At 71.9% G+C, this 15,877-nt stretch carries 14 protein-coding genes; 9 read left to right on the top strand and 5 right to left on the bottom strand.

The features are described from left to right. Positions 1 to 599: 599 nt before the first annotated feature. Positions 600 to 1,994 (bottom strand): hypothetical protein, encoded by a 1,395-nt coding sequence (locus ACIGW4_RS29700; protein WP_399583982.1) that lies wholly within the window; start codon positions 1,992 to 1,994, stop codon positions 600 to 602. Between the two features lie 98 nt (positions 1,995 to 2,092). Between ACIGW4_RS29700 and ACIGW4_RS29695 the strand changes: the two genes are divergently transcribed. Continuing rightward, positions 2,093 to 3,484: an FAD-binding oxidoreductase gene (locus ACIGW4_RS29695; RefSeq protein WP_123452756.1), complete on the top strand. Its 1,392-nt coding sequence runs from the start codon at positions 2,093 to 2,095 to the stop codon at positions 3,482 to 3,484. Positions 3,485 to 3,570: 86 nt separating this feature from the next. Here the strand turns inward: ACIGW4_RS29695 and ACIGW4_RS29690 are convergent, their stop codons facing one another. Beyond that, a complete protein-coding gene (locus tag ACIGW4_RS29690; RefSeq protein ID WP_123452754.1) occupies positions 3,571 to 4,062 on the bottom strand; it encodes an SsgA family sporulation/cell division regulator in 492 nt (163 codons plus the stop codon). A gap of 310 nt (positions 4,063 to 4,372) precedes the next feature. Between ACIGW4_RS29690 and ACIGW4_RS29685 the strand changes: the two genes are divergently transcribed. Both ACIGW4_RS29685 and ACIGW4_RS29680 read left to right on the top strand, forming a co-directional pair. Next, on the top strand, positions 4,373 to 5,896 hold the full coding sequence (locus tag ACIGW4_RS29685) for an RDD family protein (RefSeq protein ID WP_399583978.1): 1,524 nt from the start codon (positions 4,373 to 4,375) through the stop codon (positions 5,894 to 5,896). A 68-nt stretch (positions 5,897 to 5,964) separates the two neighbouring features. Beyond that, the gene (locus tag ACIGW4_RS29680) at positions 5,965 to 6,723 is read left to right on the top strand and encodes an RDD family protein (protein ID WP_398713028.1); all 759 of its coding nucleotides are present in this window, start codon (positions 5,965 to 5,967) and stop codon (positions 6,721 to 6,723) included. Between the two features lie 30 nt (positions 6,724 to 6,753). Here ACIGW4_RS29680 and ACIGW4_RS29675 read toward each other — a convergent pair whose 3' ends face one another. Then, positions 6,754 to 7,011 (bottom strand): hypothetical protein, encoded by a 258-nt coding sequence (locus tag ACIGW4_RS29675; protein ID WP_399583975.1) that lies wholly within the window; start codon positions 7,009 to 7,011, stop codon positions 6,754 to 6,756. 327 nt (positions 7,012 to 7,338) lie between these two features. On the opposite strand from ACIGW4_RS29675, the gene ACIGW4_RS29670 reads away from it, so the two are divergent. Continuing rightward, entirely contained in the window at positions 7,339 to 9,747 is a 2,409-nt protein-coding gene (locus ACIGW4_RS29670; protein ID WP_123452746.1) for an immune inhibitor A domain-containing protein, read from the top strand. A gap of 122 nt (positions 9,748 to 9,869) precedes the next feature. Continuing rightward, positions 9,870 to 10,172, top strand: a complete 303-nt coding sequence (locus ACIGW4_RS29665) for a hypothetical protein (RefSeq protein WP_123452744.1) — start codon at positions 9,870 to 9,872, stop codon at positions 10,170 to 10,172. 56 nt (positions 10,173 to 10,228) lie between these two features. Here ACIGW4_RS29665 and ACIGW4_RS29660 read toward each other — a convergent pair whose 3' ends face one another. Then, positions 10,229 to 10,828, bottom strand: coding sequence for a nicotinamidase (locus ACIGW4_RS29660; protein WP_123452742.1), 600 nt, complete (start codon positions 10,826 to 10,828; stop codon positions 10,229 to 10,231). Between the two features lie 100 nt (positions 10,829 to 10,928). Next, positions 10,929 to 12,257 carry a nicotinate phosphoribosyltransferase gene (locus ACIGW4_RS29655; RefSeq protein WP_398713025.1) on the bottom strand — a complete coding sequence of 443 codons (1,329 nt, stop codon included), beginning with the start codon at positions 12,255 to 12,257 and terminating at the stop codon, positions 10,929 to 10,931. 114 nt (positions 12,258 to 12,371) lie between these two features. Here ACIGW4_RS29655 and clpS point away from each other — a divergent pair, with 114 nt between their 5' ends. The 4 genes from clpS to ACIGW4_RS29635 all read left to right on the top strand — a co-directional run bounded on the left by clpS (position 12,372) and on the right by ACIGW4_RS29635 (position 15,573). After that, the gene (clpS, locus tag ACIGW4_RS29650; RefSeq protein WP_123452739.1) at positions 12,372 to 12,677 is read left to right on the top strand and encodes an ATP-dependent Clp protease adapter ClpS; all 306 of its coding nucleotides are present in this window, start codon (positions 12,372 to 12,374) and stop codon (positions 12,675 to 12,677) included. Beyond that, positions 12,677 to 13,261 carry a DUF2017 domain-containing protein gene (locus ACIGW4_RS29645; RefSeq protein WP_123452737.1) on the top strand — a complete coding sequence of 195 codons (585 nt, stop codon included), beginning with the start codon at positions 12,677 to 12,679 and terminating at the stop codon, positions 13,259 to 13,261. The genes clpS and ACIGW4_RS29645 overlap by 1 nt, the downstream gene beginning before the upstream one ends. A 365-nt stretch (positions 13,262 to 13,626) precedes the next feature. After that, positions 13,627 to 15,063 carry an amino acid permease gene (locus ACIGW4_RS29640; protein WP_359587375.1) on the top strand — a complete coding sequence of 479 codons (1,437 nt, stop codon included), beginning with the start codon at positions 13,627 to 13,629 and terminating at the stop codon, positions 15,061 to 15,063. Positions 15,064 to 15,147: 84 nt separating this feature from the next. Further along, positions 15,148 to 15,573, top strand: coding sequence for a Mov34/MPN/PAD-1 family protein (locus ACIGW4_RS29635; RefSeq protein WP_030691591.1), 426 nt, complete (start codon positions 15,148 to 15,150; stop codon positions 15,571 to 15,573). The last annotated feature ends 304 nt before the right edge of the window (positions 15,574 to 15,877 follow it).

The following is a 15,877-nucleotide window of genomic DNA, read 5'->3' as shown; positions in this document are numbered from 1 at the left end:
CCCGCGCCCGTTGCTGCGGGCTGCGCCGCCGGGCGGCGCCCCTGCCCACCCCCGTTGCGGGTGTGCCCGCCGGGCGGTGCCCACCCCCGCGCCCCCCGTTGTGGGCAATCGTTCCGCTGGGGCAAGGGGGTCCCCCCTGCTCGAGCGAAGCCGAGAGCTTGGGGGAGGGTGGGCACAACGGACCCGCGCCCTGTCGGCGCCCGAGGCTCATGTGCCTGGACCCGCACCTCTAGGTGCGCCGCACACGAGGTGCGGGTTCAGGCGCGGAACGCGGAGGCGCCGCTAAGGGCGCCGTCCCGTGTGCCCACCCGTCCCGCCCCAGCGGGACGACTGCCCACACGGGCAGGGGGCAACGCCCCGCCGGGCGCGGGCCCACACGGGGGTGGGGCAACGCCCAGCACGGGCGCGGGCCCACGCGGGCAGGGGGAGCCGTCCCAGCGGGCGCGGGTCCACACGGGGGAGTGGGGAAGAGCACCGCCCCGCGAGGCGCGGGTGCGCGGGCGGAAGGGGTGGTCCGGCGGGCGCGGGTGCGCATGGTGGGAGTCGTCCCGGCGGGTGTGGACCGCGCAGGGGGGAGGGGCGGCTCGTGCGGAGGGCGTTCAGTCGGGTCGTGGCTTTGTCGGCGCTCGGCGGAGTTCCGCCGGGAGTTCGTCCGGCAGCGGGCCCAGCGCCGCCAGCGCCGCCTCCGCCCGCCCGGCGTGCAGCGGGGAGAACCCCGGGTTGATCCGCAGGGCCTCCGCCAGGTGGCGCCGCGCAGGCCCGGTCTGATCGAGTGCCCGCTCGATCTCGCCCCGGTGGTACGTGAAGAGCGCGCTCCGCAGCCCCTCCTCCGTGGCGATCTTCGCGTACCCCAGCGCCTCCTTCGAGGCTCCCGAGCGGTGCAGGGCCCAGCCCAGCGCGTCCGCCACCCGCACCGAGCGGTGGCCCCGCGCCCACTCCGCCCGCATCCGGGCGACCGCCGCCGCCGGGTCGCCGTGATCCGCGTCGAGCAGCCCGAGAGCCACCTCCGCGCCCTCCCACGTGCCCGTCCGCAGCCGCTCGTACGAGGCCCGCGCGTCCCCGTCGAGGCCCAGCGACTCGTACAGTTCGCCCGCCTCCAGGAGGTGCTCCGGCAGCGGCAGCGGCAGCCGGGCCAGGGCCGCCCGCCACGCGCGCACCGCCTCGTCCGTGCGGCCGAGGGCCGCGAGCGCGCGGGCCCGGCCCGCGAGGGACGGCCCGTGGTCCCGTACGAGCCGCAGCGCCGCCCCGAACCGCCCGAGGGCCTCCTCCGGTTCGCCCCGCTCCCACGCCAGGTCCCCGAGCCGCGCGAGGGCCGCCGCCTTCTCCGTGTCCGTCTCCGCGAGCGCCGCCGCGTCGAGGGCCGCCGCGTCGGCGTCCTCGCGCCAGCCCCGGTCGCGGTAGGTCTGCGCGGCCCTGGCCCGCACCACCGCGCCCGCGTGGAGCTCCTCCAGGCTCTCCATGGCCTTCCGGGCCGCCTCGTACTGCCCGAGGCCGTTGTACGCGTCCATCAGGACCGGGTACACGGGCCATCGGCGCGGGTCGGCCTTCCGCACCCGCTCGCCCCACTCCCTGGCCGTCCTCCAGTCGCCCCGCGCCCCGGCGAGCGCCCCGAGCCCCAGCTGCGCGTCCAGGTTGCCGCGTGCGGCGGGCCGTTCGGCGAGCGAGCGGCGCAGGGCCCGCTCGGCCCGCGGATAGTCCCGTGCGTCTCCGAGACGGCTGCCCCGTTCCGTGTACGCCGTGCCCAGCTCGGCCCAGGAGGCCTCGTCGTCCGGGTGGGCCCGCAGCCACTTCTCCCGGTCGGTGATCAGCGCGGCCAGGTCCGGCAGCGCGGCCTGCGCGCCCGCACGGGCCGCGATCGTCGCCCGCTCCGCCGGTCCGGGCGCGGACGGTGGGCCCTGCCCGGCGAACTCCGGGACGTACAGCAGGGCCGTCGCCGCGAGCACCGCGCCCGCCCCGGCCGCCAGGACCGTCCTCGACACGTTCTCGGTCTTCATGGCGCTCACTGTGCGCCCGCCTCCGCCTGTACGAAGAGCACACGAAGCGCCCGCTCCGGCGGGTTCACACCGATGGCCCCGGGTGCCAGGCTGGACGCATGGACGATCTTCAGAAGGACGATCCTCAGAGGCTCCACGAGGCCCTGCGCGCCGGACTCCCGGCCGAGGCCCTGCTCACCGATCCGGACGTGACGGCCTCCTACGCGCGCGACATGGCGAGTTTCTGCGCGGCCGGCACCCCCGCGGCCGTCGTGCTCCCGCGCACGGTCGAACAGGTCCGGCACGTCATGCGCACCGCGACCGAACTCCGTGTCCCCGTCGTCCCGCAGGGCGCCCGCACGGGCCTGTCAGGCGGCGCCAACGCCTCCGACGGCTGCATCGTGCTCTCCCTCGTCAAGATGGACCGCATCCTGGAGATCAACCCGGTCGACCGGATCGCCGTCGTCGAACCGGGCGTCGTCAACGCCGTGCTGTCCCGCGCCGTCGCCGAACACGGCCTGTACTACCCGCCCGACCCCTCCAGCTGGGAGACCTGCACCATCGGCGGGAACATCGGCACCGCCTCCGGCGGCCTGTGCTGCGTCAAGTACGGGGTGACCGCCGAGTACGTGCTCGGGCTCGACGTGGTGCTCGCCGACGGGCGGCTCCTGCGCACCGGCCGGCGCACGGCGAAGGGCGTCGCCGGGTACGACCTGACCCGGCTCTTCGTCGGCTCCGAGGGAAGCCTCGGCATCGTCGTCGGGGCCGTGCTCGCCCTCAAGCCGCAGCCGCCGGCGCAGCTCGCGCTCGCCGCCGAGTTCCCCTCCGCGGCCGCCGCCTGCGAGGCCGTCTGCGCGATCATGGAACGCGGCCACACCCCGTCGCTGCTCGAACTCATGGACCGCACCACCGTCCAGGCGGTCAACAAGCTGGCGCGCATGGGGCTGCCGGACACCACCGAGGCGCTGCTCCTGTGCGCCTTCGACACCCCGGACCCGGCCGCCGACCTCGCCGCCGTGGGGGAGCTGTGCACGGCGGCGGGCGCCACCGAGGTCGTCCCGGCCGCGGACACCGCCGAGTCCGAACTCCTCCTCCAGGCACGCCGGCTCTCCCTCACCGCCCTGGAGACGATCAAGTCCGCGACGATGATCGACGACGTGTGCGTGCCGCGGACGCGGCTCGCCGAGATGCTCGACGGCACGGCGGCGATCGCGGACAAGTACCGCCTGACCATCGGCGTCTGCGCGCACGCGGGCGACGGCAACACCCATCCCGTCGTCTGCTTCGACCACACCGACGAGGACGAGTCGCGGCGGGCGCGGGAGTCCTTCGACGAGATCATGGCGCTCGGGCTCGCACTCGGCGGCACGATCACCGGCGAGCACGGCGTGGGCGTCCTCAAGAAGGAGTGGCTGGCACGGGAACTGGGCCCGGTCGGGCTCGAACTCCAGCGGGGCATCAAGGCCACCTTCGACCCGCTGGGCCTGCTCAACCCCGGAAAACTCTTCTGAATCCGCCGGGTCCGTCGGGTCCGTCGAATCCGCCGGGTCCGCCGGGTCCGCCGGGTCCGCCGGGTCCACGCGCACGCGTACGGGGGTCACAGCTCGCCGTCCTGGGACTCGTCCGACGGCCACGGGTCGCGCAGCCACAGCTCGTCGGCGACCACGGTGGTCGCCAGGAGCTCCGCGAGCCCGTCGTCGATGCCGAGCCGCTCGGACTCGGTGCCCGGCGGCACCGCGCGCAGGGTCCGCTCCAGCCAGGCGGACACCTGCGCGGACGGGGCTTCGAGCAGGGCGTCGCCGTCGGGGGAGGAGAGGGCCATCAGGATGACGCTGCGGCCCTCGACCTTCGTGGGCCAGATGCGGACGTCCCCGTGGCCGCAGGCCCGGAAGACGCCTTCGACGAGCAGCTCGCGCGCGAAGGTCCAGTTGACCGGGTGGTCCGTGCCGATGTGGAAGGTGACGTGGACGGCGTACGGGTCGTCGGTCCGGTAGGCGAGCCGGGCGGGGACGGGGACGGAGCGCTCGGGGGAGAGCACCAGCTTCAGCTCCAGCTCGCGCTCGACGGTGGTGTTGTCGGTGTTCTGCATGGCCGTGCTCCTTCTCTCGGACGGGCCCCGGGCGGGCCTTCACCCGGAGAGAGCGGGGTGGACGCGGTCCATTACGCGACTTCGGGAAGTTTTTTCGGGAAGTTTTTCCGGGGGGTCCGCCGGGCAGGATGCAACGGCCCGAACATCACGGGGAGTGATCGGTTCCGGTGCGCGTCCCCCCGAAGGCGGGCTTTCTCGTGGGCTCTTTGTTCCCTCGGGGACGTTCTTCGTTACTGTCCTCCTTGGGTGCGGCACGCCCGGCGCGCGGCCGTGCGGATCAAAGGCGTTGTGACTGAACGGAGTCGGGGCAGTGGCTACTCCTCCTGGAGGCGGCGGAGAGGTACCGCAGGCGGGGTACTACCCGGACCCGTCCATTCCCGGATACATCCGGTACTGGAACGGGGGCGCGTGGGTGCCCGGCACGAGTCGGCCCGCACCCGCGGACGGCGAGGTTCCACCGCACCCGCCCGCCTCGGCGATCCCGGCCGGCCCCATCCTGGCCTCCGGCCCGGCCCCGGCCCCGAGCCCGGCCGTGACACCGGCGACCGCCGCGCCCGCGCAGTCGGCGGCCCCCGCGCAGTCGGCCACCCCCGTCCAGACGGCGGCGCCCGTCCAGACGGCGGCGCCCGCGCAGTCCACCGTGCCCGCCGCGGCGCCCGCGCAGGTGCAGGCCGCCTCCGCGCACGTGCCGGCCCAGGCGCAGCCCCCCGCCTCCACACCCGCCCCTGCCCCCGCCCCCGTACCGACGGTGGAGGAGACCGGGCCCGTCTTCCTCGACGAGGAGCCGCTCGCGCCGGAGCCCGCGTCGGCCTGGCAGGCGGACTCCTCCCGTCAGACCGGCTTCGGCGGCGACCTCGACCAGAAGGTCTCCTGGGGAGCGCCCCGCACGCCCGACCCGCGTACCCCGGCGGAGTGGCCGGTCGCGGGCGGGAGCGAGCCGGAGCAGGAGCGCCCCGCCGCCGCCCCGGCATCCGCCGCCCCTGCGCCCGCCGCACCGATGCCCGCCGCCTCGACGCCCGCCGCCCCTGCGGCCGCCGCCCCCGCCCCCGCCGCGGATCCCCGGGCGACCGGGGGAGCGGCGCGCCTCGGAGGCATGCCGGTCACCCCGATCCCGACCCCCTCCCCGGCACCTCAGCCCCAGCCCCAGGCTCAGCCCCAGCCGACCCCTGCCCCTGCCCCCGTCGCCGCGGCGACCCCGGCACCGGCCCCGACCCCCATGACTCCGTCCGCTCCTTCCTGGGCCCAGCAGGCCCAGGCACAGCCCCCGCGGCAGCCCCAGGAGCAGCAGCCCGTCCTCCCGTGGAAGCCGCCCGTCGAGGACGTGTTCCAGCAGGCGGCCCGCGCGCAGGCCGCCGCGCGCCCCGCCGGGCTCGGCAGGCGGCTGGTCGCCCGGCTGATCGACAGCGTCGTCCTGGGCGCGCTGGTCGGCACGGCCTCCGTGCCCTTCGTGACCGCGGCCGTGGACCACATCGAGGAGAAGATCGAGGCGGCCAGGCAGTCCGGCACCACCGTCCAGGTCTGGCTGCTCGACTCCACGACCTCCGTCCAGTTCGGCATCGTGCTCGCCTCGCTGTTCGTCCTCGGCGTCCTGTACGAGGCGCTGCCCACCGCCAAGTGGGGCCGCACCCTGGGCAAGAAGCTGTGCGGGATCGAGGTGCGGGACATCGAGGCGCACGAGCCGCCGACGTTCGGGAAGGCACTCCGCCGCTGGCTCGTCTACAGCGTCCTGGGGCTCCTGGCCATCGGGGTCGTCAACGTCCTGTGGTGCCTCTTCGACCGTCCCTGGCGCCAGTGCTGGCACGACAAGGCGGCCCGCACCTTCGTCGCGCGCTGACCGGGCGCCGTCCCCCGAACGGGCGGTGATTCCTTGCGGGGCCGTCCCGCCCGGGATGCACTGCCCCCATGAGCACCGACCAGCCGCCGCCCGGCCAGCCGCCCGAGGACGACCCCTTCAGCAAGAGGCCCCCGGAGCCGCCGCCCGGAGGGCCTCCGCCGGAAGGTCCGCCGCCGTCGGGGCCGCCCCCGGGAGGGCCTCCGCCGGGCGGCCCGCCACCGGGGAGCCCGTACGACTCCCCGTACGGCGGCGGCTCTCCGTACGACAACACGTCCCCGCCCCCGCCTCCGTACGGCAGTCCGTACGGCAGTCCTTACGGCGGCGGTTACGGCGGAAACGATCCGCTCTCCGGGATGCCGCCGCTCGCGGAGACGGGCCGGCGCGTCCTCGCCCGGCTGATCGACTGGGTGATCGTCGCGGTGCCGCTCGCGATCATCGGCATCCCCTTCGACATCTACCAACGGGCGTCCCGGGACGGCAACGACTTCGGGGACACGGTCAACAGCCTCAACGGCGGCAGCCAGCTCGTCTTCCAGCTCATCACGATCGTCGCGTACATCGCGTACGACACGGTGCTGACCGCCAAGAACGGCCAGACCATCGGCAAGAAGCTGATGAAGCTGCGGGTCGCGATGCTCAACGACGGGACGACGCCGCCGATGAGCCAGTCGCTGTTGCGCGCGGTCGTGCTCTGGCTTCCCGCGCTGATCTGCTGCGCCTGTCTGTGGCCGCTGCTGATCCTGATCCTGATCGTGGTCGACAAGCCGTACAAGCAGGGTCTGCACGACAAGGCGGCGAAGACGGTGGTCGTCACCGTCCCCCACTAGGACCGAAAAAGCGGCAACACGGACGAAGCGTCACGAACCGATCCGGGTGTCGATGCCCGCGCTCACGCGCTGGGCCGGCACCCGGATCTCTTCGTCCGCGGGGGTATTGACGGGCCGCCCGCGCACCGGCATCGTCACCGCCACGAGTGCGCCGAGCAGCAGGCCCGCGACGCAGATCACCGCGATGCCCAGGGGCGCCGTCGTGCCGGAGAGCAGCAGCAGGGCGACGGTCGTGAGGACGACGGTGGTCGAACCGTAGGTCAGCTGTGCGGCGTTCGGACGCTGCATGACGGGTACCGCCCCTCGAGACTTCGGTTCGACTCTACGGCGGTGGATGCCCGGAGGGCATGGCAGGTAAGCGTGGCCTTACCCACAGCGCCGGTGCACGGGGGGCGCACGGGGTCACGGAATCGTCAATCTTCCTTCACCGTGCGCCCTCTGGGTGTTCGATAATCGGAAAACGGATCCTGCATAGTGCAGTTGACCCGTGCAAGTCAAGATCTGTCTTTTCTCGCCCCACTCCGGTCGAATGTCGTCACTTGTGACGCGCGACCCCGCCGGACGGACACCCCACCTTCGGTCCGAGGGCGCGGGCGCCGGGGAGGACAACATCAAGTGACCAACAGACGACGGGCGATCAGAGCGTCCGCAGTCGTCGTGGCGCTCGCGGCCACCGCCGCCACCGCCTCGACCTTCACCACCGCCTGGGCCGACAATCACGGCAGCGTGACGCCGGCCGGCATCCAGACCGTCGACAAGACGACGGTCGACCACGACCTCGAAGGCCCCTTCAGTGAGCGACAGGACCAGCAGCGCAAGGCTGCCCTGGAGCAGGTGCTGAACGGCGAGTCCAAGGTCGAGACCCGGGGCGGCTCCAAGGTCGTCAAGCTCGACAACAAGAAGTACGTCGAGCTCGGCCGCGAGAAGACCGACAAGATCTTCACGATCCTCGTCGAGTTCGGCGACCAGGTGGACAACACCACCCTGGTCGACCGCAAGGACGACGACACGGACGAGCTGAAGCCGAAGTACGGCGGCACGCCCGGTCCGCTGCACAACCGCATAGCCCAGCCCGACCGTGCGCACGACAACTCCACGGCCTGGCAGGCGGACTACAACCAGCAGCACTTCCAGGACCTGTACTTCGGCACCGGCAAGGACAAGAAGGGCCAGCCGAAGCACTCCCTGAAGACCTTCTACGAGCGCACCTCGTCCGGCCGCTACTCGGTCGACGGAACGGTCTCGGACTGGGTCAAGGTCCCGTACAACGAGGCCCGTTACGGCTCGAACTACTGCGGCCAGACCAACTGCGCCAACGTCTGGGACACCGTCCGCGACGGCGTCACCGCCTGGGTCGCCGACCAGAAGGCCAAGGGCCAGACCGACGCCCAGATCAAGGCCCAGCTGGCCTCGTACGACCAGTGGGACCGTTACGACTTCGACGGCGACGGCAACTTCAACGAGCCCGACGGCTACATCGACCACTTCCAGCTCGTGCACGCGGGCGAGGACGAGTCGGCCGGCGGCGGCGCCGAGGGCAAGAACGCCCTGTGGGCCCACCGCTGGTACGCCTACGGCACCAACGCGGGCAAGACCGGCCCGGCGAACAACAAGGCCGGCGGCACCCCGATCGGTGACACCGGCATCTGGGTCGGCGACTACACGATGCAGCCGGAGAACGGCGGCCTCGGCGTCTTCGCGCACGAGTACGGCCACGACCTCGGTCTGCCGGACCACTACGACACCGCGGGCGGCGAGAACTCCACCGGGTTCTGGACCCTGATGTCGTCCGGCTCCTGGCTCGGCCAGGGCAAGGACTCCATCGGCGACCTCCCCGGCGACATGAGCGCCTGGGACAAGCTCCAGCTCGGCTGGCTGAACTACGCCAAGGTCAACGACTGGCAGCGTTCCACCAAGACCACCCACAAGCTGGGCGTCGCGGAGTACAACACCAAGAACCCGCAGGCGCTCGTCGTCGAGCTGCCGAAGAAGAAGGTCACCACCGACATCGTGGCTCCCGCCGAGGGCGCGACGCAGTGGTGGAGCAACATGGGTGACGACCTCAAGAACACCCTGACCCGCTCCGTCGACCTCACGGGCAAGACGTCCGCCTCCCTGGAGCTCCAGGGCTGGTACGACATCGAGGCCGAGTACGACTACCTCTACGCCGAGGTGTCGACCGACGGCGGCGCCAGCTGGAAGGCCCTGGAGGGCACCGCCGACGGCGTGGCCATCCCGAAGGACGCCTCCGGCGCCCCCGGTCTGACCGGCGTCTCGGACACCCACAAGAAGCTCGTCTACGACCTGGGCGCCTACGCGGGCAAGAAGTTCGACCTCCGCTTCCGCTACCAGACGGACGGCGGCGCGGGCGGCAAGGGCTTCACGGCCGACGCCATCAACCTGACCGCCGACGGTGCCTCCGTCTTCGCCGACGGCGCCGAGAACGGCGACAACGGCTGGGTCGCCAAGGGCTTCTCGCGGGTCGGCAAGGGCTTCACGAAGGAGTACGAGCAGTACTACATCGCGGAGAACCGCCAGTACGTCTCGTACGACTCGACCCTCAAGGTCGGCCCGTACAACTTCGGGTTCACGGGTGACAAGGCCGGCTGGGTCGAGCACTACCCGTACCAGAACGGTCTGCTCATCTGGAAGTGGGACCTGTCCCAGAAGGACAACAACACCTCCCAGCACCCGGGCACCGGTCTGGTCCTCCCGATCGACTCGCACCCGAGCCCGCTGAAGTGGTCCAACGGCGAACTGATGCGCAACCGCGTCCAGGCGTACGACTCGCCGTTCACGATCGCCCGCACGGACGGCTTCCAGCTGCACAACAAGGGCGTCGCCACCTGGGTCCCGTCGCAGGCCGGCAACCCGGTCTTCGACGACCACAAGGGCGTCTACTGGTTCGCCGAGAACCCGCGCGCCGGTGTCCAGGTAACTGACACCAACACCAAGATCCAGGTCGTCAAGGAGCCGAAGGATGGCCAGACGATCACGGTTCAGGTTGGTCCTTCGACCAATTAATTGGTAAAACCGCAGGTCAAAGCATGATCGGCCGTCGCCCCCTAGCGGGCGGCGGCCGTTCGTGTTTAGGTGCGTCTGACCCAAGTCTTATTGACATCTGATCCACGGGGGAGTGGTTCCGCATGCCCAACGGAGGGTTCTGCAAACTGCCGGGAGGCAGTGTGGTCGTCGCCATAGGGCTGCCCAGCCCGGCCGGCGACGGCGCCACCGTCCGCTTCCTGGTCCACGCCGCCAACCGCGCCCGCGCCCTGACCCGGCTGCGGAACCTGGGGCTGCGGGCGGTCTACCTCCGTGGCAACAGCGAGCCGCCCACCCCGGACGAGGTCACCGCCGTCCTGCACCACCCGGACGGCCTGCTGTGGCGCACCACCGTCCACGAGCTGTGGCACCCCGTACGGTCCCTCCCGAAGGCGCCGGCGGCGTAGAGGCCCCCGCCAGGCAGGCGCCGGCGGCGCAGGACACCGTCCGGCAGGCGCCGGCGCTACGCCACGACCGGCTTGCCCGTCAGGCGCACGCCCGCCGCCCGGAGCTCCTCCAGGGCCCGGTCCGTGGTCTCCCCGGCCACGCCGGCCGTCAGGTCCAGCAGGACGTGGGTGCGGAAGCCCTCCCGGGCCGCGTCCAGGGCCGTGGCCCGGACGCAGTGGTCGGTGGCGATGCCGACCACGTCGACCTCGGTGACGTCCCGCGAGCGCAGCCACTCCGCGAGGGTCAGGCCGTTCTCGTCGAACCCCTCGAAGCCGCTGTACGCCGCCGAGTACGCGCCCTTGTCGAAGACGGCGTCGATCGCCCCGCTCGCGACGGCGGGCGCGAAGTTCGGGTGGAAGCCGACGCCCTCCGTGCCGGCCACGCAGTGCACCGGCCAGGAGGACACGTAGTCCGGCTCCTCGCCGGCCGGGGCGAAGTGCGCGCCCGGGTCGACGTGGTGGTCGCGGGTCGCGACGACGTGCCGGTAGGAGCTGCCCGCCGTCTGGCCCACCAGGTCGGTGATGGCGGCGGCGACGTCCGCGCCGCCGGTCACCGCGAGGCTGCCGCCCTCGCAGAAGTCGTTCTGAACGTCCACAACGATCAAGGCGCGGTGCATGGCGGGTGTCCTTAGCGGGTCGGGAGGGAATTCTTCGAGCCTAGAGACTTCCCCCTCCCGGCGGGAGGGGGCGTCACCGAGGACTCCTGGGCGTACCCGGTCAGGCGTACTCGGTCGGCAGGACCGGCTCGCCGCGCGACAGCTGCATCGCCGACATCGGCAGCCCCGCGCGGGCCGCGATGTGCCGCGACCTGGCGGCCTCCAGGGGCTCCCGGGCCACCACGTCGCCGCCCTTGACCAGCTCAACGAGCAGCTGGTGGTCGGCGAGCTCCGGCGGGACCGGGCCGGTGCCCACGACCTCCGCCTCGGCGACCCCGGCCGCGTCGGGCCGGCGCGCCGCCCACTTGCGGCCGCCGACGGAGGCCTTGCCGCCCAGCGACTTCTTGGCCACCGGCACCAGGGGCGCCTTCGGGTCGGCCGAGGCGGCCCGGGCGACCAGCTTGTAGACCATGGAGCAGGTCGGATGGCCGCTGCCGGTGACCAGCTGCGTGCCCACCCCGTACGCGTCGACCGGGGCCGCCGCGAGCGAGGCGATGGCGTACTCGTCGAGGTCCGAGGTGACCACGATCTTCGTGTCCCGGGCGCCCAGCTCGTCGAGCTGCGCCCGCACCCGGTGGGCGACGAGCAGCAGGTCGCCGGAGTCGATCCGGACGGCCCCCAGCTCGGGTCCGGCGACCTCGACGGCGGTACGGACGGCCTCGGCCACGTCGTACGTGTCGACCAGCAGGGTCGTGCCGCGCCCGAGGGTCTCCACCTGGGCCCGGAAGGCGTCCCGCTCGCTGTCGTGCAGCAGGGTGAAGGCGTGGGCGGAGGTGCCGACGGTCGGGATGCCGTAGCGGAAGCCGGCCGCGAGGTCGGAGGTGGAGTCGAAGCCGCCGACGTAGGCGGCGCGGGAGGCGGCGACGGCCGCCAGCTCGTGGGTGCGGCGGGCGCCCATCTCGATCAGGCGCCGCCCGCCGGCAGCGGCCGACATGCGGGAGGCGGCGGCCGCGATGGCCGAGTCGTGGTTGAGGATCGAGAGGATCACCGTCTCCAGGAGCACGCACTCGGCGAAGGAGCCCTCGACGCGCAGCACGGGGGAGCCGGGGAAGTACACCTCGCCCTCGGGGTAGCCCCAGACGTCGCCGGAGAAGCGGTAGCGGGCGAGCCACTCCAGGGTCGGCTCGTCGACGATGGAGCGCTCCCGCAGGAAGCCCAGGACGGCGGGGTCGAACCGGAAGTTCTCGACGGCGTCGAGGACCCGGCCGACGCCCGCGAGGACGCCGTAGCGCCGTCCCTCGGGCAGCCGCCGGGTGAAGACCTCGAAGACCGAGCGCCGGTCGGCGGTGCCGGCCCGCAGGGCCGCCTGGAGCATGGTCAGCTCGTACTGATCGGTGAAGAGCGCGGTCGACGGCACGTCCACCGGCAGCCCAAGGTCCGCAGCGTTCATGTCAGCGATGCTAGCGCAGAAATCGTCAGAGTGACGAATAGTGGGTCCGAACAGCGGACCCCCGTGCGCGCCCCGTTTGCGCGACCGCCCCCCAGGGGTGACAACATGGGGTGAGTGAGCGTCGCGCCTATTGAGATCGAACGTACGGAATCGGCCGAGGAGGTCTCCGCGGTCGTCGAACCCGACGTGCCCTGGGTGACCCTCGTGCACAACGATCCGGTCAACCTGATGAGCTATGTCGAGTACGTCTTCCAGTCGTACTTCGGATACTCCAAGGACAAGGCGCACAAGCTGATGCTCGACGTGCACAACAAGGGCCGCGCGGTGGTCTCCAGCGGCACCCGCGAGGAGATGGAACGGGACGTGCAGGCGATGCACGGCTACGGCCTGTGGGCGACGCTCTCCCAGGACCGCGTCTGATGGCCGGGCAGTTCGAGGCCCTCCCGGGCGGTGGCGCGGCCGTCGCGCTCGACGACGTCGAGATCTCCATCCTCCGCTCCCTCGCCGTCCAGCTCATGGAGCTGATCGGCCCGGGCGACGAGCCCGCCGCGGACGAGGACCCGCTGGCCGCGCTCTTCGCCGAGGGGCCGAGCGAGCCGCCGTCCGACCCCGCCCTCCGGCGCCTCTTCCCCGACGCGTACGGGGACGACAGCGAGGAGCTCCGGGCGGCCGCGTCCGACTTCCGCCGCTACACCGAGAACGACCTGCGGGCCCGCAAGCGCGAGGACGCCCTCGCGGTCGTGCGCGCCCTGGACTCCCTCTCCGCCGAGGCGGCGGGGGAGGGCGGCGCGGTCCTGAAGCTCACCCCGGACGAGTCCCGGTCCTGGCTCGGCGCGCTCAACGACCTCCGGCTGACCATCGGCACCCGCCTGGAGGTCACGGACGACGAGGACAGCGAGCAGCTGTACCGGCTGCCGGACTCCGACCCGCGCAAGCCGATGGTGATGGCGTACCTCTGGCTGGGGGCGCTCCAGGAGTCCCTCGTCGGGACCCTGACGGTCTGAGTTCGGGACCCTGACGGTCCGGGTTCGCGCCCCTGATGCCGTGGCGACACCCCCGTGAAAGGGGGTGTTCGCTCAGCGGACGCTCAAATCCGGATAACGAATACGTTATTCAAGCGCCCACCTCGCCATCTTGCGCGCCCTTTGTCCGCATTTTTTTGTGGTGCGCGCCACACCCAACTCCGTCGATCACCCCCCACGTCGTGATAAATCTTCACGACCGCTCGGGCACGCCACCCCTGTTCCCGAGGGCGCTTGGACCGGCTGACCGCCGGTGGCACTCCATCCACATCCGGGGGGATCAGGATCTGATCCGCGGCAGACGCACTCGCAGTCGCGCGGATCAGCATGGAGAAAGGCGCACCACCATGACCTCAGTGCAGGTCGACAAGCAGCACGACGGCAATGAGGCCGCGGACTCCGCCTCGGGCGAGGGTTACCACCGGGCACTCGGCGCCCGCCAGATCCAGATGATCGCGATCGGCGGCGCCATCGGCACCGGGCTCTTCCTGGGCGCGGGCAAGGGCATCTCCATCGCGGGACCCAGCCTGATCCTCGCGTACGCCATCGCGGGCCTCGTCATCTTCTTCATCATGCGGGCGCTCGGCGAGCTCCTCATGTACCGCCCGGTGTCGGGCTCCTTCTCGGAGTACGCCCGCGAGTTCATCGGCCCCTTCGCGGGCTTCGCGACCGGCTGGACCTACTGGCTCTTCTGGGTCGTCACCGGCATCACCGAGGTCACCGCCGCGGCGACCTACATGACGTACTGGTGGGACATCCCGCAGTGGCTGTCCGCCCTCGTCTTCACCGTGATCCTCTACGGCGCCAACCTGATCTCCGTGAAGCTCTTCGGTGAGCTGGAGTTCTGGTTCTCCATGGTCAAGGTCACCGCGATCGTCGGCATGATCCTGATCTGCGCCGGCATCCTCACCCTCGGCTTCTCCGACGCCGGCGACACCGCCTCCGTCACCCACCTGTGGGACCTCGGCGGCTTCTTCGCCGGCGAGAACGGCATCGGCTCCACCCTGATGACCCTCCAGATGGTCATGTTCGCCTTCCTCGCGGTCGAGCTGGTCGGCGTGACGGCGGGCGAGTCGAAGGACCCCAAGACGGTCCTGCCGAAGGCGATCAACACCGTGCCGTGGCGCATCGCCGTCTTCTACGTCGGCGCGCTGATCATGATCCTCTCGGTCGTCCCGTGGACCGAGTTCAAGCCGGGCGTCAGCCCGTTCGTCGCGGCCTTCGAGAAGATGGGCCTCGGCATCGGCGCCGCCATCGTCAACTTCGTCGTCCTCACGGCGGCCCTGTCCTCCTGCAACTCGGGCATGTACTCCACCGGCCGCATGCTGCGCGACCTCGCGCTCAACGGCCAGGGACCGCAGGTCTTCACCAAGCTGACGAAGTCCGGCACCCCGCTGGTCGGCACCACCGTCTCGGCCGCGCTGATGATGGCCGGCGTCTGGGTCAACTACCAGTGGCCCGGCGAGGCGTTCAACTACGTCGTCTCCTTCGCCACCATCTCCGGCATGTGGGCCTGGATCGTCATCCTGATCTGCCAGATCCGCTACCGGCTCAAGGCCGACCGCGGCGAGCTGCCCCAGTCCCCCTTCAAGGCCCCGGGCGGCATCTGGTTCAGCGTCTTCTCGCTCGCCTTCATCGGGATGGTCGTCGTGACCATGGGCATGGACAAGGACAACCGGGTCGCGCTGTACGGCGCTCCGGTCTGGGGCCTGATCCTCGCGGTCTCCTACCTGGTCCTCAAGGCCCGCAACCCCCAGGGCGCGGCCTTCGCCAAGCGCTCCTGACCCTCTGACCTGCAAGGTCTCAGCATGCGGGCCGTTCCGTACCGAACACCGGTACGGAACGGCCCGTCTGCTTATCCTGTCGGCATGCTGACCATCACCCAGGCCCTGTACGACCAGATCGTGGAGCACTCCCGCGCGGACCACCCCGACGAGGCCTGCGGCGTGGTCGCGGGTCCCGTCGGCAGCGGGCGCCCCGAGCGGTTCATCCCGATGCTCAACGCCGCCCGCTCGCCCACCTTCTACGAGTTCGACTCCGGGGACCTGCTCAAGCTCTACCGCGACATGGACGACCGGGACGAGGAGCCCGTGATCGTCTACCACTCGCACACCGCGACCGAGGCCTACCCGTCCCGTACGGACATCTCGTACGCGAACGAGCCGAACGCCCACTACGTCCTCGTCTCCACCGCCGACACCGACGGCGCCGGGCCCTTCCAGTTCCGCTCCTACTCGATCGTCGACGGCGTCGTGACCGAGGAAGAGGTCAAGGTCGTCGAGGCGTACGAGTAGCAGGACACGGCCCCCTGCCCGCCCCGTCGCGAGCGCCCACCCGCCGGGCGGCGCCCACCCGCCGGGCGGCGCCCACCCGCCGGGCGGCGCCCACCCGCCGCTGTGGACGTGCGCCCACCGGTGCGGCACTCACCCCCGTCGCGGGCCGCGCCTGCCGGGGCGGTGCCCCCGCCGTTGTGGGTGCACACCGCCGGGCGGTGACCCGCCGCCCCCCGTTGTGGGCAGTCGTTCCGCTGGGGCGGAACGGGTGGGCACAACGGACCCGCGCCCTGCCGGCGCCCGAGGCTGCTGTGCCTGAACCCGC

Source organism: Streptomyces sp. NPDC053513 (genome assembly GCF_044544765.1).
Classification (GTDB): Bacteria; Actinomycetota; Actinomycetes; order Streptomycetales; family Streptomycetaceae; genus Streptomyces; species Streptomyces litmocidini.
The sequence above is the reverse complement of the archived record's forward strand: the minus strand, read 5'-3'. Positions and strand labels throughout refer to the sequence as shown.